Source organism: Thioalkalivibrio sp. ALE9 (genome assembly GCF_000377445.1).
Classification (GTDB): Bacteria; Pseudomonadota; Gammaproteobacteria; order Ectothiorhodospirales; family Ectothiorhodospiraceae; genus Thioalkalivibrio.
The window spans coordinates 103,053-127,640 of sequence record NZ_KB898124.1; the positions used below are offsets into that span (position 1 = coordinate 103,053).

A 24,588-nucleotide genomic window follows, 5' to 3' on the forward strand; every position below is an offset into this window, starting at 1 on the left:
CCATGTCCGATCCACGGATCGTGGGATACCTGAACCGCGCGGTCGCGCACGAGCTGTCGGCGGTTCAGCAGTACCTGGCCCAGGCGCGGCTGACCGCGATGTGGGGTATGAATGACGTGAGCGACTGCCTGCGTCGGGATGCCCAGGAAGAGCTGGATCATGCGGATCGCTTCATGACCCGCATGTTTCACTACGGGGTCGCCCCGAACGGCAGCCAGCTGGCGCCGGTCCGGCTTGGCCGCTCCATGGCCGAGCTGATGGCCCGCAACCGCGAGCTGGAGATGGAGGCAGTCCGTCTGTATGACGAGGCGGCTGTCTACTGCCGGCGCGTAGGCGCGGTGGACGATGCCGCGTTGTTCGAGAGCATCCTTGAGGATGAGCTGGAACACGTGCGCGAGATCGACGCCCAGGGCAGTCCCGCGTGATGCACGCGGACGCGGCAAGACGAGCGGAGTAGGCAATGGCGGATACCGATCTGGTGGTTCCGGCCGGGTGGGAGCCCGGCAAGGGGACCTCGGCGTCCATGAGCAAGCAGTTCACGTTCGAGCGCTACGGCATCACCCGGGAGTTTCTCGACCGCGTGGCCGAGCTGTCCGAACAGGACGGGTATCATCCGAACATCAGCTTCGGAACCACGTACGTGAACATCACGATTGACGCCCGAGACGGCGAACAACTGGGAGAGGGCGACAAGGCCTTTGCCCTGGAGGTCGATCGCCTGGCCGCTGCCACCACCGGCTGAGCCGGGGGCATACTTGACGGGCCGGGTCCGTCCCGGCCCCTTCCGCAGGAGGCTGTTGCGTGGGTTCGAGGGTAATCGCGGTAGTCAATCAGAAGGGCGGTACCGGCAAGACCACCCTGACCATGAATCTGGCCGCCGGGCTGGCGCGCCGGGGTCGAACCCTGGTGGTCGATGCCGACCCGCAGGGCTCGGCCGCCCAGTGGGCCCGCATGGCCTCGGATGAGCGGCCGTTCCCCGCATCGGTCTTCGCGGTAGCGGGTCCCCTGGATCGGGAGCTGAAAGCGCTGCGCAAGGATTACGAGCACATCGTGGTGGACTGCCCGCCGACCCTGGAGGGCGGTGCGGTCAACGGCGCGCTTGCGGCCTCCGACGAGGTGCTGATCCCCGTGCTGCCGTCTCCGGTCGATCTGTGGGGCAGTGTCCGAATGGGCCGGGGGCTGGAAGAGGCGCGCCTCAAGAACCCTAGCCTGCGCCCGTTTATCGTGGTCAATCAGCTCGAGGTCCGCAGTGCGCTGTCGCGCGCGATGAAGCATGCACTGATGGAGATTGACATCCCCGCCCTGGAGCAGACGCTGCGCCGGCGGGCCATCTATCGGCGCTCGGCGCTCGAGGGCTGTTCCGTCTTTGATCTGGGCAAGCCCGGCGAGGCCGCGGCGTCGGAGATCGAAGCCATCATCGAGGAGGTGTCGCAATGAGCAATCTGCAAGACAAGCTGGCAGCCGGCGTGCGCAGTGCACGCGAGGATCAGGACAAGGACAAGAGCCAGGACGCGGGCGCCAAGCCCGAAGCCTCGGGCCAGAAGGACACCAGTCAGGAGCCGGCGAGCAGCCAGCCGCGGGCCGCCGCCAGCACCAAGGCCGCCGCCACCAAGAAGGCGGCCACCAAGACCGGCAAGGCACCGGCACGCAAGCGCACGACCACGCGGAAGAAGCCGGCCGCGACGCGCAAGTCCGGCGCATCGGCGCAGTCCACATCCGCCAGCCGGAAGTCGACCCCCGCGAAAAAGCCGGCGGCAAAGAAGACGCCCAAGGCGGACAACACCGGAACCGAACTGCATCCCGAGCGGATCTGGCCCGACTGAGGGCTGCGTTCCGGCGGCCGGGGCTTGCCCCGGCCTTTCTGATTGAGGAGTCGAAAAGATGCAGGACGAACTACGCGATCACCTGATCACCGAAGAGCCGTACTACCAGCCGACCGCGGACGAGGTGGAGCTGTACGAGGCGGCCTATTCGGTGCGCATGCCCATGATGCTCAAGGGACCGACCGGCTGCGGCAAGACGCGCTTTGTCGAGCACATGGCGTGGAAGCTGGGCAAGCCCCTGATCACCGTGGCCTGCAACGAGGACATGACCGCGTCGGATCTGGTGGGGCGCTACCTGCTGGACGCCGACGGAACGCGCTGGCAGGACGGGCCGCTGACCCGGGCGGCACGGCATGGTGCGATCTGCTATCTCGACGAGATCGTCGAGGCGCGTCAGGACACAACCGTGGTCATCCATCCCCTGACGGACAACCGCCGCGTCCTGCCCCTGGAGAAGAAGGGCGAGATGGTGGAGGCGCACCCGGACTTTCAGGTGGTGATCTCCTACAACCCCGGGTACCAGAGCCTGATGAAGGATCTGAAGGAGTCCACCAAGCAGCGCTTCGGCGCGCTGGACTTCAACTACCCCGATCACGAGACCGAGGCACGGATCGTGGCGCACGAGGGCGGGATCAACGAGGACATGGCCGGGAAACTGGTCAGCGTGGCGGAGCGTGCCCGCAACCTGAAGGGGCACGGTCTGGACGAGGGCATCTCGACCCGCATGCTGGTGTACGCGGCATCGCTGATTGCCAACGGGGTGGCCCCGCTGGCCGCCTGCCGTATGGCGCTGGTGCGCCCGATCACGGATGACCCGGACATGCGCGACGCCCTCGACTCCGCCGTCACGACGTTCTTCTAGACGCCCGCGCGGGATACGATGAGCATCCATCTGGAGGACTACCAGGACCTCCTCGAAGACCTCGGGGGACAGGCGGCCGAGGTGCTCGAGGCCTCGTGGCAGGAGGCCTCGCGTGCGTTCAGTGCCGCGGGCCTCAAGCGCTACTACCTGGAAGGGGCTCGCAGCCTGCATTCTCTCGGGCGTGGCTCGGAGATGGTGATCGCCTTCGTCCAGGAGACGCCGGATGTGGCGCAGGAACTGGGCGAGGACGCGGTCGGCGAGCTGGTCAGCTCGGCGATCAAGATGTACTCCAAGACCAGTGCCGCGGTAATCACCCTGCTGATCTCCACCAGCCCCATCGCCGCGCGGCGACTGGGGGACCAGGGTCTGTTCTCGGGCTATCTGCGCCTGGTGGACAACCTGCTGGGGCAGGCGCCGCGCGGCGTACGCCCGATGCTGGAACACCTCGACGAGCTCCTCACCCACCTCACGCTGGGGGGGCTGCGTCGCTGGGCGAGCTGGGGGGCGCAGGCCCACCGCACGGACCTGGAGGCTCAGATCGCCTATTTCGGCCTGGAGTCGCCGGAGTCCCGTTCGGTGTTCCAGAAGGAACGCCGCGGGACACTGTTCGTGGATGTCCAGCGCCGCATCAACCTCTATCTGCGCTCGCTGTGGGCGCGCGACTTCTTCATGCGCCCCACCAGTGGCGACTTCGAGTCGCGCGAGGGCTACAAGCCCTACATCGAGGGCTTCACGATCTTCCTGCCGGACGCCTTCGACGACTGGGAAGGCCTGACCGGTCTGGATCTCTATCGTGCTGCGGCGGCGCATGCGGCGGCGCACGTGGTCTTTACCCGCGAGATGCAGCCGGAGGAGGCCCCGCGCGGCGTCATCGGGGTGCTGACGGAGCTGTTCGAGGATGCACGCGTCGAGGGCCTGGCGACGCGCGGCTTCCCCGGCCTGCGCAACTTGTGGATCCCCCTGCACACCGCGACGCCCGACGATGGTGACGCCCCGCAGGCGCTGCTGGCCCGCACCGCGCGGGCCCTGCTGGATCCCGACTACCGCGACGACCACCCGTTTGTAGGCAAGGCGCGCGCGGCGCTGGCGGAGCGGGCGGAGGGCCTCGAGGCTGCGGGTCTGGCGCGCGAGCTGGCCGAAGCCCTGGCGTCGGAGTTCCCGGAAAAGGGTTACATGAATCCGCGGCAGGTGGCCCCGGATGTCCTCTACCGCGATGACAACCGCTATATCTGGGCCTTCGGCCGCGAGGAAGACGACTTCGAGACGCTGATGGCCAGTGGCTCGAACCAGGAGCGCGTCTACGTCACACCCATGGAGATGATCAACACCCTGGATGTCCCCGGGGCCGGGGATGATGCCCAGATGATCATGGTGCTGGCGACCGAGTGGTTCCGCGACGGTGAAGACGAAAGCATCAACCAGCAGGAGGGCAAGGAGCCGATCTCGCTGCCCTACCACTACCACGAGTGGGACTACCAGATGCAGCTGGAACGGCCGCACTGGGTCACTCTGCTGGAGCGGCGTCCGAAGAAGGGCGACGTGGAAGAGATCGATGCCATCAACGAAAAGCACAAGCCGCTGATCTCGCGTCTGAAGTTCCTGATCGAGGCGATGCAGCCGCAGGGTGTGCAGCGCATGCGCAAGCAGGCCGAGGGCGACGAACTGGACGTGAACGCCCTGGTCGAGGCGCAGATCGATCTGCGCATGCGCCGCCAGCCGGACGAGCGGATCTACGTCCGCAATATCCGTCAGGTGCGCGACCTGTCCGTGCTGGTGCTACTGGATCTGTCCGAGTCCACCAACGAGCCCCTTGCCGATGGCGAGACGACCGTGGTCCAGCTGGCGCGCGAGGCCACCGCGCTGCTGGGCGGGGCCATCTCCAAGATCGGCGACCCCTTCGCGATCCACGGCTTCGCCTCCGATGGCCGCCACGATGTCGAGTATTACCGCTTCAAGGATTTCGATGCCCCCTACGATGATCACGCCCGGGCGCGGCTGGCCGGGATGAAGGGGCAGTTGTCCACGCGCATGGGCGCGGCGATCCGGCACGCCGGCCACCTGCTGCACCAGCAGGGCACGCAGAAAAAGCTGCTGCTGATCGTCACCGACGGCGAGCCGGCGGATACCGATGTGCGCGATCCGCAGTACCTGCGCCAGGATGCCAAGCGTGCGGTGGAAGAGGTGGGCAAGAACGGCGTCTACAGCTTCTGCATCAGCCTGGATCCGCAGGCCGACGAGTACGTGGAACGCATCTTCGGTGCGCAGCACTTCATGGTGCTGGACCACATCGAGCGGCTCCCGGAAAAGCTGCCGATGCTGTACGCCGGCCTGACCCGTTAGGGAAACACTGATTAATGTACACACTCGCGTTGGCACCCCAGGTTTTCCGAGACAAGGCGCGTCGTGCAGCGGGTAGTGGTTCTACCCGCAAGCGGCGCAACGCAGGATCGGGGAACCTGGGGTGCCAACCCCACAACCTATTGAGAGCAGGGGCTCGGCCGCTTTTGCGCGCGCACGGCGTTGCGGTTCCCTTGTGCAGAGTGACTGCACGGCAGTCACCGCGCCTTGTTCGCACGCAAAAGCGACTCGAGCGCGAGCGTGTACACTAATCAGCGTTTCCCTGGGGATCACGGTACTCGCATGGCCAAGACGGGGGGCAGCTCGACACCGCCGAAGGAGTCCAGCCTTCCGCAGGTGATGTTGAAGTCCGAGCTGCCCGCGCATCTGATCCGGCATGCGACCCTGCGCCAGTTGCAGGTGTTCGAGGCGATCGTGCGCCTGGGCAGTTTCACCCGGGCGGCGGAAGAGCTCTATCTGACCCAGCCGACCGTCTCCATCCAGATCAAGAAGCTCTCCGGTGCGCTCGGCCTGCCGCTGTTCGAATACGTCGGACGCAAGGCCTTCCCGACCGAGGTCGGGCTGCTGCTGTACGACACCTGCCGCGAGATGCTGGGGGCGCTGACCAATCTCGAGATGAAGCTCGCGGAGATGCACGGGCTGAAGCGCGGGCGCCTGCGTCTGGCGGTGATCACCACGGCGCAGTATTTCGCGCCCACGATCCTCGGGCAGTTCGCCAAGCGCTATCCGGATATCGAGCTGTCGCTGGAGGTCAGCAACTTCGACCGGGTGCTGGATCGCCTGGCCAGCAACGACGATGACCTGTACATCATCGGGCACGTACCCGAGCGGCTGACCGATATCGCCGTCTACCCGTTCGCGCCGAACCCGCTGGTGGTGATGGCCAGCCGCGACCACCCGCTGGCGGGGCAGCGCAACATCCCGATCGAACGCCTGGAGCAGGAGACCTTCCTGATGCGCGAGCCGGGTTCCGGCATCCGCGAGGCGACCCTGAAGCTGTTCCAGGAGCACGGCATCAACCCCACCGTGCGCATGGAGCTCGGCTCCAACGAGGCAATCAAGCAGGCGGTCATCGGGGGCCTAGGGATCGCCGTGCTGTCGCTGCATACCCTCAGCGCGGAAGGGGCCGGGGGGCCGGTCGCGCTGCTGGATGTGGAGCATTTCCCGATCCATCGCCAGTGGCACATCGTCCACCCCAGACAGAAGGTCCTGTCGGTGGTCGCCCAGACCTTCCTGGATTTTGCCATCCAGGACGAGGCGCGGGTGCGCGGTCAGGTCGAGGACCTGCTGGCCGCGTTCAAGGCGCAGGCGAGCTGACCAGGCGGCCCGCGACCGGCGCCCTGACAGCCCCTCCAGGGTCCCTTATAATTCACGTTTTATCCGGCCGGCAATGGCCGTATGCGGAGATCAGTCAGTGACCACGAGCAGCCGGCCGCGTATCAGCGGCACCCAGTTCATCAATGCCGACGAGTCGCCCCGTGCGCGCCTGAGCCTCAGCGCCTCGCATCGCGACCAGCACCACCCGGTGACCGGGACGGGTGGCGATCCGGCGTTCGGCGCCATCGACACCCCGCCGAACGAGAGCTGCGTGGTCTGCGCCCCCGCGACCCGCCGCCTGGCCGAGGAACTGTTCGAGGGCTGGAACGACGCCCTGCAGACCGGGGATGCGCGCAAGGTCACCGAACGCTATGCCGAGGATGCGGTCCTGCTGCCGACGGTCTCCAACGTCCCGCGAACCACGCACGCCGAGATCCAGGACTACTTCGAGCACTTCCTCGAGAAGAAGCCCTTCGGGACGATCAACACCCGCAACGTGAAGCTCGGCTGCAACAAGCTGACCGACGCCGGCACCTATACCTTCCGCGTCACCGACGGCGGCGAGACCAAGGATGTCCCCGCGCGCTACACCTTCGTCTACGAGAACCGCGACGGAGAGTGGAAGATCGTCCACCACCACTCCTCGATGATGCCGACTGACTAGTCTTCACGGGGCGACCGTGCCCGGCCTTTTGGGGCTCGCAAGAGTAGGCGGTCTCCCTCTCGATTAGTGGCTTTCTGTGAGGGTTGGCTGTATTCCGGCATGACCAGTGTGTGATACTCGTCACGTTTCTGCGCAAACACCGCGCGGTCGGGTGGCCCCGTTTCCGGCGTGGCGCTTGAACGTACGGCAGAGGACGGCGCCCAATCGGGCCATGACTGGCGGGACGGATGACAAACGGGTCGGCACAACGGGAAAGCACTTCACCCCATTTGGTGGTTTTTACTCGGCAGTCGGGGCTGGCGGAGCGACTGGCAACGGGGCTTGCATGTACCGCCTTCGAAACCGTAGCCGATTACGAGGCCAGCCGGATCGATGGAGCCGGCATGATGGCCTTCGTGATCGATGCGGATGCGCTGCCCGACACCGCAGCTGTGGCGCGGGCCTTACGGTGTCATCCACAGGACCGAATGCGGTTGCTCTGGCTGCATGGCGACGCCGATGCCGAGACGCGGGCCCTGTCCGACGGTCCCTTTCACTCCGTCGATGAGCCCTCCCAGCGTATCGTGGATTGTGCAGCACGCCTGGAAACCGCCAATGGCGGGCGGCCCCCCCGTAGTCAGGATGAAGTGCTTCTGGCTTTGCTGTGGAGTCACCCGGGCCTGCATCTGGTGCCGGTGCGGGACTGGCATGCCCAGCAGTTGTATCGCTATCCGCTCCTAGATGCTTTGCTCGAAGAAGATACGCCCGAGTTCTGGTTGCGGGGGGTGCGCCAACGCCGTCTTCTCGAAGGTGTGGAGCTGGTCGACCGCGTACGCCTTTGCCCGGGATGCCGGCAAGGGCATCTGAGTTTTGTTGATGTGTGCCCGGAATGCGACTCGCTCGACATACGCACCGAGCCCGGACTGCATTGCTTCGCCTGTGGGCATGTGGGGCCGCAGCGTCTATTCCAGGATGGCGGCATGCTGCGGTGCCCGAACTGTTCGGCGGTCCTGCGTCATATTGGCGAGGACTATGACCGACCACTGGAGAATCACGTCTGCGGCAGTTGCCAGCATATGTTCATGGAGGGCCGCGTACTGGCGCGCTGCATGGGGTGTGGCCAGGCCCATGACCCCGATGAACTTGAGCCCATGGGAATTTACCGCTACCGGTTATCGGAGGCTGGGCGGTTACTGGCCCGGACAGGGGAGCTGCGGGATCTCTACGGAGCCTTCGACGAGATCAACCATGTGGCGCCGGAACACTTCGAGTTCTTCGTGGACTGGTCGCTGAAGCTGCGGCAGCGTCATGACGAGATCGGATTTGGCCTGATCCTGCTGCATTTGAACGGCATGGCCCGGGTCATCGATGCGCTGGGTCATGGGCGCGGTGTGGCACTGGTGGACACCTTCGCCGAACGCGTCAAGGCCCTGGTTCGGTCCACGGATTTGATGACCCGTACCGGTGACGACCGCATCTGGCTGTTTCTGCCACAAACGACCGCGAGCGGCGTCGACGTGCTGGCCAAAAGGCTCGGAGAGCTGCTGGAAGATGTCGTGTCCCAGGTGGATGTGGGGCGTCTCGGAAACGTGTATCACGAATCTTCTATGGGCATGGCGGAAGCCGAGGATGCGGCTGCGGTCATGGCGCGACTGGTCTCGCGGTCGCAATGAACGAAATGCTTTCGCTTCCGACCGAGGCCGGGGCCTTGCTGGCTACGTTGTTCCTGGAGTCGGACGCCCTCACGCTGGCGTACATGTTCATCCCGTTCGTGGTGTTTCTGGAATTGCCGCTGAACCTGATGATTTGGCTGGGTGTGCTGCGCCACTACACTCGACGTATCTATGCGATTCCTACCCAGTACCCGTACACACCGCGGATCACCTGCATTGTGACGTGCTATGCCGAAGGCCGGTCGGTACAGGGGACGATTCGCACGCTGCTGGAGCAGGTGTACCCGGGGCAGATCGAGATCATCGCGGTGGTGGATGGCGCTGATCAGAATCTGGCCACCATGCAGGCGCTTCGCGACATCCAGCCCGAGGCAGAGCATTACGCCAGTCGCCGGCTGATCATCCTGCCAAAGGTACCCCGGGGTGGTCGGGTCTCGTCGCTGAACGCCGGGCTTCAGTTGGCGCGCGGGGAAATCGTGATGGCAGTGGATGGCGATACCTCGTTCGACAACAGCATGGCCCTGCATGCAGCGGGCCATTTCCGCGATCCTAATGTGATCGCCATGGCCGGCTCGTTGCGCGTTCGCAACTGGAATCAAAACCTGATGACCCGCCTTCAGGCGCTGGAGTATATGATCACCATTCACCTGGCCAAGGTTGGCCTGGGTGAGTTCCGCGGCATCAACAATATTTCGGGTGCCTTCGGGGTCTTCCGGACCGAGTTTGTCCGTAAAGTGGGCGGGTGGACAACGGGGTCGGCGGAGGATCTCGACCTGACCTTGCGGCTGAAGCAGTATTTTGGCCGTCACCCGGGGTTCTACATCCCTTTCGAACCCCAGGCGATGGGGCACACAGATGTCCCGGATACCCTGGTGGGATTCCTGAAGCAGCGTCTGCGCTGGGACGGGGACCTGTTCTTCATGTATGTGCGAAAGCATCGCAACGCCTTTTCGCCGCGCCAGATGGGCTGGTGGAATGTAATCATAGGCGTCTGGTACGGGATGCTGTTCCAGATGGTGATGCCGGTGCTGATCGTGCTGTACACCCTGTGGCTGGTGGTGATGGCCGATCCGGGTGTCGTGCTGGCCACGTTCATACTGATCATGGGGCTCTACGCGATCCTGACGGCCCTGATGTACATCACCGCGCTGGTGTTCATTTCGGAACGCCGCGGGCGTGATCTTCGCCTGGCCTGGCTGATTCCCGTGTTTCCCTTTTTCGCATTGGGCATGCGGGTGTGGTCGTTGGTCGCCATCATTAACGAGTGGTGGCGTCATTCGAGCCAGGAGTCGTCCATGGCCCCCTGGTGGGTACTACGCAAGAGCAAGCGGTAATGGCGATGCGAGGTGGGATACTGCTCGGGTGCATGCTGATGGCGGGGCTGCCGGTCATGGCCAGCGCGGAGAGCCTGCCCCGGCTGCTGGATGCGGTCGAAGAGGCACCCTCGTTGCTGGCCGAGCAAGCCGCGTTCGAGCAGGCGGACGCCTTGCGGGAGCGCCGGCATCAGGAGGGTGGCTGGGAGCTCTTCGGAAGCGCTGGCGCTGGGGTTTACCGCGAACCGGTGGTCGAAGGGCTCAATCGGCGATATCGCGGCACCAGCGGTTCGATCGGGATACAGCGTCCGCTGCTGGGCACCGACGAACAGCAGCGAAGGGCGGAATGGCAGGCCCGTGGGGAGGCCGGTGCCGCCTGGTACCGGTATCAGGAAGCATTGCAGACCGTGAGCCGTGACGTGGCTGAGTCCTACGCGCGGGTCTGGCATGCTCGCCAGCTCCAGTCCCTGGGCCAGGCGCTGCTGAGCGTCGAGCCGGATCTCGAACGGACCCTTGCGGAACGCGGGGACGAACGGCTGACTCGCGCGGATGAGGCGGCGAGTTTGCGGCGCAGCCTGGATGCCGCGCGCCTGGACGTGGACGAGGCTCGGGTGGACGAGCACGAGGCCCGGGTGGAGCTGGAAAATCTCCTGGGCCGGCCGGTTACTCTGGAATCAACCTCAGCATGGTTTGATCCACACCAGGCGACTTGCGGTACTCCCGGGATGGACCCCGCACCGGAAGTCCTGGCGGTGGAGGAAGAGTTGCGCGCAGTCGAGGAGCGTGAGTCCCTGACCCGGTTCCACGCGGTGCGGTCGAACCTCCAACTGCGTTACAGCTCGAGTTACGAAGACGATGTTAGTCGCCTGGGGAGTGGGTTGGAGGTTGTCTGGTCCGTCTCCGTGCCCTTGCGCGCGCTGGGTGGAGACAACGCCCTGCAGAGAGAACTGAGGGCTGAACAGCGGCAGCTCCGGCACCAGCGTACATCGGCCACCCAGGCCGTAGAACAGCGCAGGGATCTGGCGCGGCAGCGCCTGGAGGTCCATTCGCGCCGACTGGATTCCCGTTTGCAGGAGATGGAAGCGGCGGCTCATGCGCTGGCGGTGGTGGAGGAACGGGCGGAGAGCCGTGTGAGCGTCCCCTGGGAAGAGGTGATGCCCGCTCGGCAGGCATATTATCAGGCCGCGCGAGGCTGGCTCGACAGCGCGCTGGAGGTCTGGCGCGCGCAGATCGGTTGCGACCTCCTGGCCAGCGATCGTCCCCGGCCAATGGAACCCATCCGGCAGGCGCGAGCCACGCTGGGCGGCGATCCGGTAACGGACGCCCGCTTGCCCTACGCGGGGCGAATCTATCTGTGGGATAGCGAACCCGTCATTCGGGGCGAGGATCCCGAGTTCTGGGGCTTGCTGCGCCGCGCCGGCGTGGAGCATGTATGGCTGTCGCTGGATGGCGAACAGATCGATCGATACAGCGAGCATCCCGGTGTGCTGGCGGATTTCCTGCATCAGGCGCGGCAGCGGCAGGTGGATGTGGGGTTGTTGCTCGGCGAGCCCACCTGGGTGTTGCCCGAAGCGCGGGATGACCTGGTCCGTATCATCCAGCGTCTGAAGGGGGTCGACTTCGCCGATCTGCACCTGGACATCGAGATCGACCAGCTGGACAGCCATGGCTACGAGCGTGACGAACTCATTGAGGAGTGGCTGGAGACGGTCGCTGCCGCAGTCGAAGCCTCCCCGTGGCCGGTGGGGCTGAGTGCCCATCCGCGCGACTTTGGTGGCCCGGATCGTTGCCTGGCTTGCGACTTCGCCGAGGTGGGGGCAACGGAGCTTGCCCTGATGACCTACGTGACGCATGCCGATGGGATGGTCCACCGCCTGGAACCCGTGCTCGCGCGGAAGCCGGGGCTCACGATCACCCTGGCTCAGAGTGTGGAGTCGATCCTCTCGCCGCAAAACAGCTGGTTCCATCACGGCTGGGACGCGATGCTGAGCACTCTCGACACTGCGACCGAACGGCTGGACCACCTCCGTCTTCCGGTGGCGATCCAGAGCTACTCGTACCTGAGGGAAATGTGGGCCCATGAAGATTCGCTTTGATGCCACCGGCCGCCGGCGGTCAGATCAGGATGGCGGTATGAAGGTGCGCTACGGGCCCGCCCGTCGGGTCGCGTTCCGGCTGCGCTGGTATCTGATCCTTTTGCTGGTGGCCAGCCCGGTGCTGTACTTCCTTTACACGCTGGTCAACGACGCCATATCGACCGAGGTCCCGGCTCTGGTCTGGTACCCCCAGCATCAATTGCTGGCCGAGGTTCCGGGTTTTGTGGAATCGATCGCCGTCGAGCCCTGGGACCGCGTGAGCCGGGGGGAAGTGGTCGTGCGACAGCACAGTCCGCAGTTGGAACGCCGCGGTCGGCAGATCGAACAGGACCTCGAGCGCCTGCGCGAGCGGGTGGGGCTTTCCGGGCAGGAACAGGGCGCGGACCTCGAGCGCCGGATCGAACTGCTCCAGCAAAGCCTGGACGAATTCCGTGCGCAGGAACGCCGTCTGGAGCGCCTGATCGACAGGGGGGCGGCGGGTCGTGGTGAACTCCTTCCGGTCCGCGCGGAGCGGGCACGCGTGGAGGAGCGTCTCGCCGAGCTGGAAGGCAATCTGGCGCGTGTCCCGCGGGGTGATGCGGTGGAATCCTGGCCGGACAGTCTCCAGTTACGACATGACGACCTCCTCGGAGAGCGAGCGGAGGTGCGGCAGGAAAGCCGCCAACTGGTCAAGACGGCCGATCTGGATGGCGTGGTGACGGAGATCCTGGTAGAGCCAGGGCAATTCGTGGCCGTCGGCACGCCCCTGCTGCGGTATAGCGGGACGCGGCTTCGTGTGGTGGCGTATGTGGAGCCCCGCCACCTGGAGCGGCGGCTGGAACCGGGGCGCGAGGTCAGCCTGATCCTTCCGGATGGTGAGCGGCGAAGGGCTGCTGTGACAGCTACCGTTGGGGCGGCCGATCGGCTTCCGGCGGCCTTCCGGTCGGGGCTGGGTGGAGGCGAGAGCGCGGTCCCGGTGATTGTTGAGCCGGTCTCCGAATTGCCGGAGATATGGCGCGTGGATCGCCTGCCTCTGCGGGTCAAATTCTAGGGAAACATCGATTTTTTCGGGCATTCGCGCCGTCAAGGTTGTCGAATGCAACGCCGCCCTGATGGGACTTGGACCCATGCGGGTGCACCCGGGGTCAGTTCTTTCTCTGGACCCTGCCCAGCCGGATGCCGGTCGCGATCAGGCCGACGTGGCTGAACGCCTGCGGGAAGTTGCCGAGGAATGCCCCGCTGGCCGGATCGATCTGTTCAGGCAGCAGGCCGAGGGGGTTGGTGCGTGCGCACAGGGACTCATACAGGGCCTCGGCCTCGTCCAGGCGGCCCTGCCCGACCAGATTGTCGACCAGCCAGAAGCTGCACAGTACAAACGCACCCTCGTGCCCGGGCAGTCCGTCCGGGGATTCTTCTGGAAGATAGCGGTAGAGCAGGCCGTTGCCGGCACCCAGGCGGCGGACGACGGCCTCGGTGGTGGCGACCATCTTCGGGTGATCCGCGGGGATGACGCCGCGTCCGGGCAGGGCCAGCAGGCTCGCGTCGATGCCGCCGCCGCCCAGGTGTTCGGTCAGGCTCTGGAGCTCGGGGTCCCAGGCCTGTTCCAGGATCGCCTCGTGGATCTGCCGCGCCTCGGCGCGCCAGAGGGCACTGTCCCCTTCCATGCCATTGTGCTCGGCCAGCGCGGCACCGCGCTCCAGCGCCACCGCGCAGAGCGCGGCGGAGTAGGTAAAGGGCCGCCCGGCGGTGCGCACTTCCCAGATCCCGTGGTCGGGGTTTTTCCACTCGGTCTTGGCGGACTCGACCAGGCGCCGCAGGCGCCCCCACAGGTGATGGTCCAGCGTGCCGCCCCAGCGAACCCAGCGCCAGGCGCAGTCGAGGATCTCCCCGAACACGTCGTGCTGACGCTGCTCGACCGCGCCGTTGCCCCAGCGCACGGGACCCGAGCCGCGGTAGCCCTCCAGGTCCGGGTCGCTGCGTTCCGGTTGCGGCAGGTGGCCGTCCACGTCGTACAGCACCCGGGGCCAGCCCGCGCGGTCGACGGCGTCCAGGGCCCAGCCAATGAATCCGGCGGCCTCGTGGGTCATCCCGATATCGCTCATCGCGTACACGGAAAAGGCCGCATCGCGGATCCAGGCGTAGCGATAATCCCAGTTGCGCGGGCCACCGATCGCCTCGGGCAGGGAGGATGTCGGCGCGGCGATCATCGCCCCGGTCGCGGTGTAGTCCATCAGCTTGAGGGTGACGGCCGAGCGGCGGACGAGGTCTTCCTGCGGCCCGGCATAGTCGAAATGCCGCATCCACCGTCTCCAGACCAAAAGCGTGGCCTCGAGCAGTTCGTCGGGGGTGCGGGCCTGGAACCGGTGCGTATGCGGGCCCCAGCCGAGGACGAGGTGATGCTGTGCACCCGCCTCGAGCTCGTGCAGGCTGTCCGCCGCCTCCAGTGGCAGGGACGAGCTCAGGGCGAGTTCCAGTTCCGGCTGGCGGTGCAGTGCCAGTCCCAGTCCCGCCCCGTGCGGATATACGTTCGCGCCACCCCGGGGGTCGACGCGGACCCGCAGGTGGACCCGGCCCTCCAGCACCTCGATCCGGCGCAGCAATTCGTTGCGTCCGGCGGGCGCGTCCTCGGAGAGGTCTGCTCCTGCACGCAGGGGCAGACAATCGGTGATGCGGACGCGTCCTTCCGGGCCGGTCATCTCGGTAATCAGCACGGCGGTATCCGGGATGTAGCGCTGGTGCGAGGCGACCAGGGGCTCCGGGGCCACGGTGAAGGCCCCGCCGCGCTGGTGATCCAGAAGGGCGCAGAACAAGGGCTCGGAGTCGAAGCGGGGAACGCACATCCAGGGGATGGCGCCGTCGCGACCGACCAGGGCGGCGGTTGTGCAATTCCCGATCAGGCCGTGCTCCTCGATCGGCAGGTAGCCCTCGATACGGTGTACGGGGCGGTCGGATACGGTCACTGGATCACTCCCTCGACATGGACGGTTGGCCGGGCAGGCAGGAGAGGGCAGGCGCGTCCAGGATCACGACGGACTCGCCGGGCATCTCCAGGCTGTCCGGACCCACCACGATACCTGCATCGGACTGGAGCAGGAGGCGACCGGCCGCAGCACCCGGGCACGCCAGCCGTTGCGGGGCAGGGTGCAGGTTGCATGCCACCCGCAGTCCCGGCCGGTGCACGATCAACCAGCGAGCCGCCTCGTCGAAACGCGCCTCGATCCCCTCCAGACGGTCATCGGCGAACGCCGGGTGGGCGTGCCTCAGGGCGATCAGGGCCCGGTACCACTCCAGGATTCCGGCATGCGGTTCGTGTGCGAGTTCGTCCCAGTCCAGCCGGGATCGTTCAAAGGTCTCGCGGGATTGCGGGTTCGGGATGCTGCCGGCATCGGTGTCCCGCCGGAAGGCGGCGAACTCGCGCTGGCGGCCTTCGGTTACCGCATGCCCCAGGTCGGCGTCGCTGTGATCGGTAAAATACAAAAACGGCGTCGCGGCCGCCCATTCCTCCCCCTGGAACAGCATGGGCACGAAGGGACTGGTCATCACCAGGGCTGCGCCAATCTTCAGCAGGCCCGGCGAGACGCCCTCGCTGATTCGATCGCCCAGGGCCCGATTGCCAACCTGGTCGTGGTTCTGCAGGCAGCCGATGAAACGCCGGCCGGGCAGGTCGGAGGCCGGTCGCCCGTGGGTACGCCGACGGTAACGCGAGTAGCGGCCGTCGTAGGCGAGGCCCCGGGTCAGCACCCGGGCGAGATCCGCGAGCTGTCCGAAGTCCGCGTAGTAGCCGTCGGACTCGCCGGTCAGCAGGGCATGCAGGGCGTGGTGGAAGTCCTCGTTCCACTGCGCGTCCAGGCCGTAGCCGCCGACCTCGACCGGCCGGGTCACGCGCGGGTCGTTGCGGTCGTTCTCCGCGATGACCACCAGATGCCGCCCGAGCGCGCGCCCCAGGCGCTGCACCTCGGCGGCGAGCTGCTCGAGGAAATGGGTGGCCGAGGTATCGACGATCGCGTGCACCGCGTCGAGGCGCAGGCCGTCGAGGTGATAGTCACGCAGCCACATCCGGGCGTTGTCGATGAAGAAGCGGCGCACGGCATCGCTGTCGGGCCCGTCGAGATTGACCGCCTCGCCCCAGGGGGTCTGGTAGCGGTCGGTGAAATACGGGCCGAACTGTGCCAGGTAGTTGCCGTCCGGGCCGAGGTGGTTGTAGACCACGTCCAGCAGCACCGCGAGGCCCCGCTGGTGGCAGGCATCGACCAGGCGTTTCAGACCCTCGGGGCCCCCGTAGGCGTGATGCGGGGCATACAGGTTCACCCCGTCGTAGCCCCAGCCGCGCGCGCCCGGGAACTCCGCCACCGGCATCAGTTCCAGATGGGTCACGCCGAGCTCGGCCAGATGGTCCAGGCGCTCGGTCACGCCGTCGAAACTGCCCGTCGGGGTGAAGGTGCCGACGTGGATCTCCTGGATCACCGCCGCGGCCAGCGGCGGCGCCTGCCAGCCGGCGTCGTGCCAGTCGAAGCGGGCATGGTCCAGCCAGCGCGACGGGCCGTGCACGCCCTGCGGCTGCCAGGCGGAGCGCGGATCGGGGAACGGGCCGTTGCCGTCGACGTGGAAGGCGTAGTCGCTGCCGTGCACCACTTGCTCTGTCTCCAGCGACCACCAGCCGTCTGCCTGGTGGTCCATCGGCATGCGATTGTCCCCGCACTCCAGTTCGACCCGATTCGCCTCCGGGACCCACACGCGCACGGTCGTCATGGCGCGGCCTGCTCGCGTTCGAGGAGGGCCACCGGAAACGCCGCCTGGATCTCCGCGACCGGATGCTCGCCGCCTTGCAGCGTCGCGCCGCACAGGCGGTTGTGCCAGGTGCCGGGCGGCAGCATCAGCCGGGTATCGCGCCAGTCGCCCGCGAGTCCGAGCACCAGACGCGGCACTAGCACCAGCGCTCCTTCGCCGCGCAGGTAGGCGACCACGTGACTGGCGCGTTCGCCGCTGGCGCGCAGCGGGGTGTACGCGGCATCCGGGTCGAACCATTCCGGGTGACGGCGGCGCAGGGCCAGGGCCTGCTGCACCACCCACTGCTTGGGCAGGCCCTCGTCGGCACGCGCCTGGATCTGTGTCGGGCTCAGGTGCTGAAGCTCCTCCAGTAGCCGGGCACGCGTGGCAAAGTCCACCGGGCGGCGGTTGTCCGGATCGACCAGGCTGAGGTCCCACAGTTCGCTGCCCTGATAGAGGTCCGGGATCCCGGGCGCGGTCAGCTTGATCAGCGTCTGCGCCAGGCTGTTGGTGCGGCCGGGGGCGACCAGTGGCCGCAGGAATGACTCCAGCGCCTCGCGAAACCCGGGGTCGCCGAGGGTCCCTGCCACGAACGCGCGCAGGGCCTGTTCGTAGTCCTCCTGGGGCTGGGTCCAGCTGGTTTCCCGCTTGGCCTCGCGTGCGGCTTTTTCCATGTAGGCGGTCATGCGTTCGACGTCGATCGGCCAGGCGCCCACCAGAGTCTGGTAATAGAGATACTCGATCGCCGGGTCCGGCCATTCACCGGTGCGGTGGCGAGCGTTCTGGCGCATCCATCCGTGCACGCCTGTGGCCCATGCCTCCGGGATCTCCGAGAGCAGTAGCAGCCGGGCGCGCACGTCCTCGCTGCGCTTGGTGTCATGGGTCGAGGTGGTCAGCATGGCCTCGGGGTGTCGGGCCCGGGCGCGGGCGCTGGCCGCGTGGAATTCGTCCACCGATATCCCGAAGCGACCGGGGTCACCGCCGACCTCGTTGAGGGCCGTCAGGCGGTGGAAGCGGTACAGAGCGGTATCCTCCACACCCTTGGCCATCGCCGGGCCGGTCAGCTGCTGGAAGCGCAGGGCCAGTTCGGTCGCGTGCTCGCCGGGGATTCGCAGCAAGAGCAGGTCACGCAGGAACTGCAGCAATTTGCTGTCCAGTTCCGGGCGGCGCGCGGCGGCCTGCTCGATCGCGGTCTCGACGCGGGCGATGTCCGCCGCCGTCACGCCACCTTCGCGCGGGGCGAGGTAGGTGCGGTAGACCGGGAAGCAGGCGGCCGCCTCCAGCAGGGCGAGGTACAGCTCGTGGCGGGTGTAGTCGCGGTGGCGCCGGTGTTGCTCGCAGATCGCCACGAACAGCGAGCTCAGGCGGTTCAGCTCGCTGCCGAGCAGGTCCTTCAGCACTAGGCGCTTGCATTCGTAGACCCGCCCCGGGTAGTCGGCGTCTTCGCCCGTGAGTTCCTCGAACAGCCGCGTCAGCGGGGCCTCGCCGGCCGGGTCCACGAACAGCCCCTGCACGCGGTTGAGGAAGTCGTAGCCCGTGGTGCCGGCGATTGGCCAGTCGCGCGGCAACGACTCGTCGGGCTCGAGGATCTTCTCGGCGACGATCCAGGTGCCCGGACAGGCGCGGCGCAACTGGTTGAAGTACTGCCCGGGATCGCGCAGGCCATCCGGATGGTCGACTCGCAGGCCGTGCACCGCGCCTTCCGCCACCCAGCGCACCGGCAGTGCATGCACGGCCCGGAACACGTCCTCGCGCTCCTGGCGCAGCCCGGCCAGGTCGTTGATGTCGAAGAACCGCCGGTAGCCGAGGTCGCGTCCGGCCGTGCGCCACCAGGCGAGGCGGTAGTTCTGCTTCTCGATCAGCGCGTCCAGCGCATCGGGATCGGCGTTGATCCGGGCCACCTCGGCCGCGATGGCCTCGGCGGCCGCCGGGTCGTCGCGGGTGATTTCGTCCAGCAACTGGCGAATGACGCCCTGGTCGCGGTGCCGGCGTGCTACCGAGTCGCGCCCGGTGAGCTGGGGCTGCGGGAGGCGTGCGCAGGATTCCGCGAGAAAGCCCAGAAACTCGATGCCCGTGGCGCGACCGGCGCGGTCGAGCAGGTCATTGAGCGAGGATGGATCCAGCGGGAAGCGGTGCTCGTAATAGGCAAGATCGAACAGTCCACCATCGTATTGCAGACGGATCTCGCCGGCCTCGAGGACGCGGCCGTAATGATCACCCAGCACCGGGAGCAGGACCTTGTTGGGCCAGCGCTCCTCCGAAGACTCCCAGTCCACGTCGAAATGCATCGCGAACCGGCTGGACGGGCCGTTCTCCAGCACATCCCACCACCACGGGTTCTGGTCTCCGGCCACCGCCATGTGGTTGGGTACGATGTCCAGCACCAGCCCCATCCCGGCGGCCTCCAGCGCCGCGCACAGGCGCTGGCGCGCCGCCTCGCCGCCGAGTTCGTCGTTGACCCGGGAGGGGTCGACGACATCGTAGCCATGGGCGCTGCCGCGCACCGCCTGCAGGATCGGCGAGAGATAAACGTGCGAGATGCCCAGCCGCGCCAGATAGGGGACGACCTCGGCGGCGTCGTCCAGCGTGAAGCCCGGGTGCAGCTGCAGGCGGCAGGTCGCGATGCGTTCGGGCGGCAGGCGCTGCCCTTCGCGGCACTCGGCGGCGTCCGCGCTTGCTGTGCTGCCGAAGGATTCCTGCATCGCCCTCCGCCCCGACGCCCGACCGGCCCGCGAACGGGGCCCTTCTCACCGACTGCGTCATGTGAATATGGACCAGATTCCGGGGGAAGGGAATGCACGTCCGGCCGCAAGAACCGATCGGCGCAGGGTCAGGGGGTGGAATCGGTCCCATGCCGGGCCTCGCGTGGTGCCTAGGCAAACACTGATCAATGTACACACTCGCGTTGGCACCCCAGGCTTTCCGAGACAAGGCGCGGTGCGCAGCCGGTAGTGGTTCTACCGGCAAGTGCCGCAACGCAGGATCGGGGAACCTGGGGTGCCAACCCCCACAAGCTAGTGAAAGTCGGGGCTCGGCCGCCCGTTGTTGATCAAAAACGGGCGCGCGCACGGCGTTTCGGTTCCCTTGTGCAGAATGACTGCACGGCAGTCACCGCGCCTTGTTCGCACGCAAAAGCGACTCGAGCGCGAGCGCGTGCATTAATCAGTGTTTCCCTAGGGGAATGGGGTAAGCTTCCCTTCCGTACCCATCTCTGCAAAGGAGTTGCCGCATGCGTCTTGCGCTGGTAGTGCCTGGAGGTTTGCTGTCGTTGCTGGCCGTTTCGCTGGTTTCCGTGAATGCGCAAGCGGCCGAGGTCGCGAACCTGGTCCTGGATGGCGAGGAATACGCGCTGGAGATGGAGGTCTGCGATTTCTCCGGTGACGCGGATGATCGCTACCAGACGCTGGTGGCGCGTGCCGATACCGATCGCGGTCCGCTGCGGGTGTTTGCGTCGCGCAACGAGGTCGCCGGGATGCTGACGCATTCGATTTCGGCCCAGTTTGGCGATGTCCGTGCGGGGGGCGAGGTGCTGGAGGCCAATCGGGCGCGCATGGGCGAGCAGTGGATCAGCGTCGCCGGCGGTGCGTCGGAGCCGCTGATCCGGATTGATGGCGGTGAACTGCATGCCGAAGGCCGGTTCGTCGATACCGGGATGACCACCGAGCCAGTGGACGGGCGCCTGACCGCGAGCTGCGATCGCCGATAAGGTTGGCGGAGCGGCTGCGGCCGCTGCATCATTTCCCAGCTGTTGGGCGTGCATCCGCCTGACTCCCTGGCGTGTCGAATTTCAGGAGGCCTCCGGGATGATCAAGGAATCGGACTGGAAACGGTTCAGCCAGTTGAAGAAAACCGCGCTGGATCGCTACTGCGAGCGCGCCCTGGCCGATTGCCGGGCGGCAATGGAACAGGAAGACCGCTCGAATCACGAACGCTTTCTGGATCTCTATCAGCAGTTGAACGAAGCGAACGAGCGGCTTGCATTCATCTTCGATGGCCATGCCCGCTCGAAGGCGCTGGATCAGTTCCTGTGCATGCGGCGCGAAGGGCTGATCGAAGATGCAGAGCTGGAAGGCTTTACGGAGGCATTCCTGGAGCAGACCCGGCCGATTCGCCCGTAGCCTCGGCGCAGGCCGGCCCGATGCAGCAGGCATTGGCGATGACCATATGGCCAATGTTCCGGGGGCGGAAAGACGAAGGCCCGGCGGGTGCCGGGCCTTCGGGGGGTAGGTCAGGAGGCGAGACGCTTGTACTTGACCCGGTGTGGCTGATCGGCCTCGGCGCCCAGGCGCTTGTGGCGGTCTTCCTCGTATTCCTGGTAGTTGCCGTCGAAGAACACCACGTTGCCGTCCTCCTCGAACGCGAGGATGTGGGTGGCGATGCGGTCCAGGAACCAGCGGTCATGCGAGATCACGATCGCGGAGCCGGGGAAGTCCAGCAGGGCCTCTTCCAGCGCGCGCAGGGTCTCCACGTCCAGATCGTTGGTCGGTTCGTCGAGCAGCAGGAAGTTGCCGCCGCTTTGCAGCAGCTTGGCGAGATGCACGCGGTTGCGTTCCCCCCCGGACAGTTCCTTCATGCGTTTCTGCTGGTCGGTGCCCTTGAAGTTGAAGCGGCCGACGTAGGCGCGTGAGGGCATCTGGAAGTTGCCGACCTGGATGATGTCCTGGCCGTTGGAGATCTCCTCCCAGACGGTCTTCTCGTCCTGTAGCGCGTCGCGGCTTTGGTCCACATAGGCCAGCTGCACGGTCTCGCCCAGCTCGATCGAGCCGTCGTCCGGCTGGTCCTGCCCGGCAATCATGCGGAACAGGGTGGTCTTGCCGACGCCGTTCGGGCCGATTACACCGATCAGCGCGCCGCGTGGCACGGAGAACGACAGGCCCTGGTAGAGCACACGGTCGCCAAAGTGCTTGGACAGGTTCTCCACCTCGAGCACCTTGTCGCCCAGGCGTGGGCCCGGCGGGATGTAGATCTCCTTGGTCTCGGAGCGCTTCTGGTAGTCGGTGGAGGCGATCTCCTCGAAGCGCTTCAGGCGCGCCTTGCTCTTGGCGCCGCGGCCCTTCGGGTTGGAGCGCACCCACTCGAGCTCGGATTCCATCGCCTTCACGCGGGCGGCCTCGGCCTTTTCTTCCTGCTTCAGGCGCTTTTCCTTCTGTTCCAGCCACTGCGAGTAGTTGCCCTGGAACGGGATGCCCTGGCCGCGGTCCAGCTCGAGGATCCAGCCGGCCACATTGTCGAGGAAGTAGCGGTCATGGGTAACGGCGACCACGGTGCCCTGGAACTCCTGCAGGAAGCGCTCCAGCCAGGCCACGGATTCGGCGTCCAGGTGGTTGGTCGGCTCGTCGAGGATCAGCATGTCCGGGCTGGACAGCAGCAGGCGGCACAGGGCCACGCGGCGGCGTTCACCCCCGGACAGGGTCTTCACGTCGGCATCCCACGGCGGCAGGCGCAGGGCGTCCGCGGCGACCTCCAGCTTGCGCTCGAGGTTGTGGCCATCGGCGGCCTCGATCTTTGCCTCCAGCTCGCCCTGCTTGGCGGCCAGGGCATCGAAGTCCGCATCCGCCTCGGCATAGGCCGCATACACCTGATCCAGCTCGGCCAGCGCCTCCTTGATCGGGGCCACGGCCTCTTCGACATTGCCGCGCACGTCCTTGCTCTCGTCGAGCTGCGGCTCCTGTGGCAGGTAGCCGATGTTGATGCCCGGCTGCGGCCGCGCCTCGCCGACGATCTCGGTGTCCACGCCGGCCATGATGCGCAGCAGGGTGGATTTCCCCGCACCGTTGTAGCCCAGCACGCCGATCTTGGCGCCCGGGAAGAAGTTCAGGTTGATGTCCTTGAGGATGTATTTCTTCGGCGGGACGATCTTGCCCACGCCGTTCATCGTAAAGATGTACTGCGCCATGATGCTCCTGCGACCAATGCGGTTTGAATGAGGAACAGGCCCTTTACGGCCCTTTCTGGGCCCGCACTTTACCATCCCGGCAATCCGGAGGCGCATGTCCCCGGTGATCTGGGACCTTGGGAAGGCCTCCAGCGCGTCAGGTCGGCGGGGCCGCATCGATGAACACGGAAAAGGGCGGGCGCCGCGATGGCCGCCCGCCCCGATGGCTCATGGCTCGTGGCTAATGGCTCAGGCGTTGCGCGCGAAGTAGCTGGTCATCAGGTTGCGGTAGTTGGGGATGTGCTCGGAGAACAGCGCTCCCAGGCCTTCGACATCATTGCGCCAGTCGCGGTGCAGTTCGCAGGCCATCGCAAACCAGCCCATCAGCTGCACGCCGGCGGCCTCCATACGGGACCAGGCGGAATCGCGGGTGGTCTTGTTGAAGGTGCCCGAGGCGTCGGTCACCACGAACACGTCGTAGCCCTCCTCGATGGCGGACAGCGCCGGGAAGGCCACGCAGACCTCCGTGACGACCCCGGCGATGATCAGCTGCTTCTTGCCGGTGGCCTTTACGGCAGCCAGGAATTCCTCGTTGTCCCAGGCGTTGATGTTGCCCGGACGCGCGATATAGGGGGCGTCGGGGAACATCTCCTGCAGTTCCGGCACCAGGGGTCCATTGGGGCCGGCCTCGAAGCTGGTGGTCAGGATGGTGGGCAACCCGAAGTACCGGCCGCAGGCAGCCGTGGCCAGCACGTTGTTCTTGAATTCGCTGGGTTCGAAGTCCTGGACCAGCGAGATCAGACCGGACTGGTGATCGACCAGCAGCAGCGCGGCATCGTCCTTGTCGAGGCGGCGGTAGGTGTAGTCTTGATTCATGTCGTTCTCCTTGTGTAAGCCTGCCGGGCAGGCATGAAATGCCGCGACGCAGGTGCGCCGCGGGGTTGGGTCAAGTGGATGGGGCGGAATGCTGCAGGCGGCCCTCGCGATAGTCGCGGATGGCCTGGCGGATCTCCTCCGGCGTGTTCATGACGAAGGGCCCCTGGCCGACGACGGGCTCGTCGATGGGTTCGCCGGACAGGACCAGCACGGTGGCCTCGTTATTGGATTCGACGATCACGCCCTCGTGCTCCGCACTCAGCATCACCAGCTGTCCGCCGCGCGCGATCTCGCTGCCGTTCACCTGAACGGTGCCATGCAGTACCACCAGCATGGAGTTCCAGCCGTGCGGCAGGTCCAGGCGGACCTCGCCATCGCGCTCCAGGCGCAGGTCCCACACCTGCATCGGGCTGAAGGTGCGGGCCGGCCCCGACTGCCCGGCATACTCGCCGGCAATGACTCTTAGCCGCCCGGCGGCGTCCGGCAGTGCGATCTCCGGGATGTCGGCGACGCCCAGGTGCTGATAGCCCGGTGCGGTCATCTTGTATCGGGACGGCAGGTTGACCCAGAGCTGCACCATCTCCAGCCGCCCGCCGGTGCGGGTGAAGCGCCGGGAATGGAACTCCTCGTGCAGGATGCCGGCACCGGCGGTCATCCACTGCACATCGCCCGGTCCGATAACGCCGCCGGCCCCGGTGGAGTCGGCATGCTCCACCTCGCCATCCAGCACGATGGTGACGGTCTCGAACCCCCGGTGCGGATGTTCTCCGACACCGCGCGGTCGGGCCGCGGGTTCGAAATCCATGGGTCCGGCATGGTCGAGCAGCAGGAACGGGCTCACGTGGCGGCCGTGACTCTGGTAGGAAAACAGCGAACGCACGGGAAAGCCGTTGCCGACCCAGTGGCGGGGTGGGGCGCTGTATGTACCCAGGATGGTCTTCATGTTGTCCTCCTCGAAAGGCCGTGGTTGGTGACCTGACGAGAATCCTGGCAGCAGGACGGTGGC

General features: G+C 66.4%; 20 protein-coding genes. 14 read left to right on the forward strand and 6 right to left on the reverse strand.

Annotated elements, in window-relative coordinates; all coding sequences use genetic code 11:
- Positions 1-2 precede the first annotated feature (2 nt).
- The 12 genes from D106_RS0106220 to D106_RS0106285 all read left to right on the forward strand — a co-directional run bounded on the left by D106_RS0106220 (position 3) and on the right by D106_RS0106285 (position 13,115).
- Entirely contained in the window at positions 3-425 is a 423-nt protein-coding gene (locus tag D106_RS0106220) for a bacterioferritin (RefSeq protein WP_018865979.1), read from the forward strand.
- A gap of 35 nt (positions 426-460) precedes the next feature.
- Positions 461-742, forward strand: coding sequence for a 4a-hydroxytetrahydrobiopterin dehydratase (locus D106_RS0106225; RefSeq protein WP_018865980.1), 282 nt, complete (start codon positions 461-463; stop codon positions 740-742).
- 59 nt (positions 743-801) lie between these two features.
- Entirely contained in the window at positions 802-1,437 is a 636-nt protein-coding gene (gene parA, locus D106_RS0106230) for a ParA family partition ATPase (RefSeq protein ID WP_018877705.1), read from the forward strand.
- A complete protein-coding gene (locus tag D106_RS0106235; RefSeq protein WP_018879541.1) occupies positions 1,434-1,823 on the forward strand; it encodes a hypothetical protein in 390 nt (129 codons plus the stop codon). Before parA ends, D106_RS0106235 begins: the two co-directional genes overlap by 4 nt.
- Positions 1,824-1,881: 58 nt before the next feature.
- The gene (locus D106_RS0106240) at positions 1,882-2,685 is read left to right on the forward strand and encodes a CbbQ/NirQ/NorQ/GpvN family protein (RefSeq protein ID WP_018879542.1); all 804 of its coding nucleotides are present in this window, start codon (positions 1,882-1,884) and stop codon (positions 2,683-2,685) included.
- 18 nt (positions 2,686-2,703) lie between these two features.
- On the forward strand, positions 2,704-5,025 hold the full coding sequence (locus D106_RS0106245) for a nitric oxide reductase activation protein NorD (RefSeq protein WP_018877702.1): 2,322 nt from the start codon (positions 2,704-2,706) through the stop codon (positions 5,023-5,025).
- A gap of 357 nt (positions 5,026-5,382) precedes the next feature.
- Positions 5,383-6,360: a LysR family transcriptional regulator gene (locus D106_RS0106250; RefSeq protein WP_018865985.1), complete on the forward strand. Its 978-nt coding sequence runs from the start codon at positions 5,383-5,385 to the stop codon at positions 6,358-6,360.
- A 97-nt stretch (positions 6,361-6,457) separates the two neighbouring features.
- A complete protein-coding gene (locus tag D106_RS0106255; RefSeq protein ID WP_018876253.1) occupies positions 6,458-7,024 on the forward strand; it encodes an SgcJ/EcaC family oxidoreductase in 567 nt (188 codons plus the stop codon).
- A 227-nt stretch (positions 7,025-7,251) separates the two neighbouring features.
- Entirely contained in the window at positions 7,252-8,676 is a 1,425-nt protein-coding gene (locus D106_RS15185) for a diguanylate cyclase domain-containing protein (RefSeq protein WP_051074661.1), read from the forward strand.
- 5 nt (positions 8,677-8,681) lie between these two features.
- A complete protein-coding gene (locus D106_RS0106275) occupies positions 8,682-10,010 on the forward strand; it encodes a glycosyltransferase (RefSeq protein WP_018876257.1) in 1,329 nt (442 codons plus the stop codon).
- Positions 10,010-12,085, forward strand: a complete 2,076-nt coding sequence (locus D106_RS0106280; protein WP_018879543.1) for a TolC family protein — start codon at positions 10,010-10,012, stop codon at positions 12,083-12,085. Before D106_RS0106275 ends, D106_RS0106280 begins: the two co-directional genes overlap by 1 nt.
- On the forward strand, positions 12,069-13,115 hold the full coding sequence (locus D106_RS0106285; RefSeq protein WP_026280595.1) for an HlyD family secretion protein: 1,047 nt from the start codon (positions 12,069-12,071) through the stop codon (positions 13,113-13,115). The genes D106_RS0106280 and D106_RS0106285 overlap by 17 nt, the downstream gene beginning before the upstream one ends.
- Positions 13,116-13,209: 94 nt before the next feature.
- Here D106_RS0106285 and D106_RS0106290 read toward each other — a convergent pair whose 3' ends face one another.
- From D106_RS0106290 to treY, 3 genes are read right to left on the reverse strand one after another with little or no spacing between them, the layout of a single operon-like run.
- A complete protein-coding gene (locus tag D106_RS0106290; RefSeq protein WP_018879545.1) occupies positions 13,210-15,024 on the reverse strand; it encodes a glycoside hydrolase family 15 protein in 1,815 nt (604 codons plus the stop codon).
- A 4-nt stretch (positions 15,025-15,028) separates the two neighbouring features.
- Entirely contained in the window at positions 15,029-16,813 is a 1,785-nt protein-coding gene (treZ, locus tag D106_RS0106295; protein WP_018879546.1) for a malto-oligosyltrehalose trehalohydrolase, read from the reverse strand.
- A complete protein-coding gene (gene treY / locus D106_RS0106300) occupies positions 16,810-19,533 on the reverse strand; it encodes a malto-oligosyltrehalose synthase (RefSeq protein ID WP_018879547.1) in 2,724 nt (907 codons plus the stop codon). The genes treZ and treY overlap by 4 nt, the downstream gene beginning before the upstream one ends.
- 527 nt (positions 19,534-20,060) lie before the next feature.
- Here treY and D106_RS0106305 point away from each other — a divergent pair.
- Together D106_RS0106305 and D106_RS0106310 are read left to right on the forward strand one after the other, a co-directional pair.
- Positions 20,061-20,537, forward strand: a complete 477-nt coding sequence (locus D106_RS0106305; protein ID WP_018879548.1) for a hypothetical protein — start codon at positions 20,061-20,063, stop codon at positions 20,535-20,537.
- 97 nt (positions 20,538-20,634) lie between these two features.
- A complete protein-coding gene (locus D106_RS0106310) occupies positions 20,635-20,949 on the forward strand; it encodes a hypothetical protein (RefSeq protein ID WP_018865991.1) in 315 nt (104 codons plus the stop codon).
- Positions 20,950-21,059: 110 nt separating this feature from the next.
- Here D106_RS0106310 and ettA read toward each other — a convergent pair whose 3' ends face one another.
- The 3 genes from ettA to D106_RS0106325 all read right to left on the reverse strand — a co-directional run bounded on the left by ettA (position 21,060) and on the right by D106_RS0106325 (position 24,525).
- Positions 21,060-22,727 (reverse strand): energy-dependent translational throttle protein EttA, encoded by a 1,668-nt coding sequence (gene ettA / locus D106_RS0106315; RefSeq protein WP_018865992.1) that lies wholly within the window; start codon positions 22,725-22,727, stop codon positions 21,060-21,062.
- A gap of 228 nt (positions 22,728-22,955) precedes the next feature.
- Positions 22,956-23,582, reverse strand: a complete 627-nt coding sequence (gene ycaC / locus D106_RS0106320) for an isochorismate family cysteine hydrolase YcaC (RefSeq protein ID WP_018879549.1) — start codon at positions 23,580-23,582, stop codon at positions 22,956-22,958.
- 70 nt (positions 23,583-23,652) lie between these two features.
- Complete coding sequence (locus tag D106_RS0106325; RefSeq protein WP_018879550.1) at positions 23,653-24,525, reverse strand: pirin family protein; 873 nt, start codon at positions 24,523-24,525, stop codon at positions 23,653-23,655.
- Between the last annotated feature and the right edge of the window lie 63 nt (positions 24,526-24,588).

Bases quoted from the DNA above. Each gene is read 5' to 3' on its own strand.
- D106_RS0106220 (WP_018865979.1), top strand. From the start codon at position 3: ATGTCCGATCCACGGATCGTGGGATACCTGAACCGCGCGGTCGCGCAC.
- D106_RS0106225 (WP_018865980.1), top strand. From the start codon at position 461: ATGGCGGATACCGATCTGGTGGTTCCGGCCGGGTGGGAGCCCGGCAAG.
- D106_RS0106235 (WP_018879541.1), top strand. From the start codon at position 1,434: ATGAGCAATCTGCAAGACAAGCTGGCAGCCGGCGTGCGCAGTGCACGC.
- D106_RS0106240 (WP_018879542.1), top strand. From the start codon at position 1,882: ATGCAGGACGAACTACGCGATCACCTGATCACCGAAGAGCCGTACTAC.
- D106_RS0106245 (WP_018877702.1), top strand. From the start codon at position 2,704: ATGAGCATCCATCTGGAGGACTACCAGGACCTCCTCGAAGACCTCGGG.
- D106_RS0106250 (WP_018865985.1), top strand. From the start codon at position 5,383: ATGTTGAAGTCCGAGCTGCCCGCGCATCTGATCCGGCATGCGACCCTG.
- D106_RS15185 (WP_051074661.1), top strand. From the start codon at position 7,252: ATGACAAACGGGTCGGCACAACGGGAAAGCACTTCACCCCATTTGGTG.
- D106_RS0106275 (WP_018876257.1), top strand. From the start codon at position 8,682: ATGCTTTCGCTTCCGACCGAGGCCGGGGCCTTGCTGGCTACGTTGTTC.
- D106_RS0106280 (WP_018879543.1), top strand. From the start codon at position 10,010: ATGGCGATGCGAGGTGGGATACTGCTCGGGTGCATGCTGATGGCGGGG.
- D106_RS0106285 (WP_026280595.1), top strand. From the start codon at position 12,069: ATGAAGATTCGCTTTGATGCCACCGGCCGCCGGCGGTCAGATCAGGAT.
- treZ (WP_018879546.1), bottom strand. From the start codon at position 16,813: ATGACGACCGTGCGCGTGTGGGTCCCGGAGGCGAATCGGGTCGAACTG.
- treY (WP_018879547.1), bottom strand. From the start codon at position 19,533: ATGCAGGAATCCTTCGGCAGCACAGCAAGCGCGGACGCCGCCGAGTGC.
- D106_RS0106305 (WP_018879548.1), top strand. From the start codon at position 20,061: ATGCGTCTTGCGCTGGTAGTGCCTGGAGGTTTGCTGTCGTTGCTGGCC.
- D106_RS0106310 (WP_018865991.1), top strand. From the start codon at position 20,635: ATGATCAAGGAATCGGACTGGAAACGGTTCAGCCAGTTGAAGAAAACC.
- ettA (WP_018865992.1), bottom strand. From the start codon at position 22,727: ATGGCGCAGTACATCTTTACGATGAACGGCGTGGGCAAGATCGTCCCG.
- ycaC (WP_018879549.1), bottom strand. From the start codon at position 23,582: ATGAATCAAGACTACACCTACCGCCGCCTCGACAAGGACGATGCCGCG.
- D106_RS0106325 (WP_018879550.1), bottom strand. From the start codon at position 24,525: ATGAAGACCATCCTGGGTACATACAGCGCCCCACCCCGCCACTGGGTC.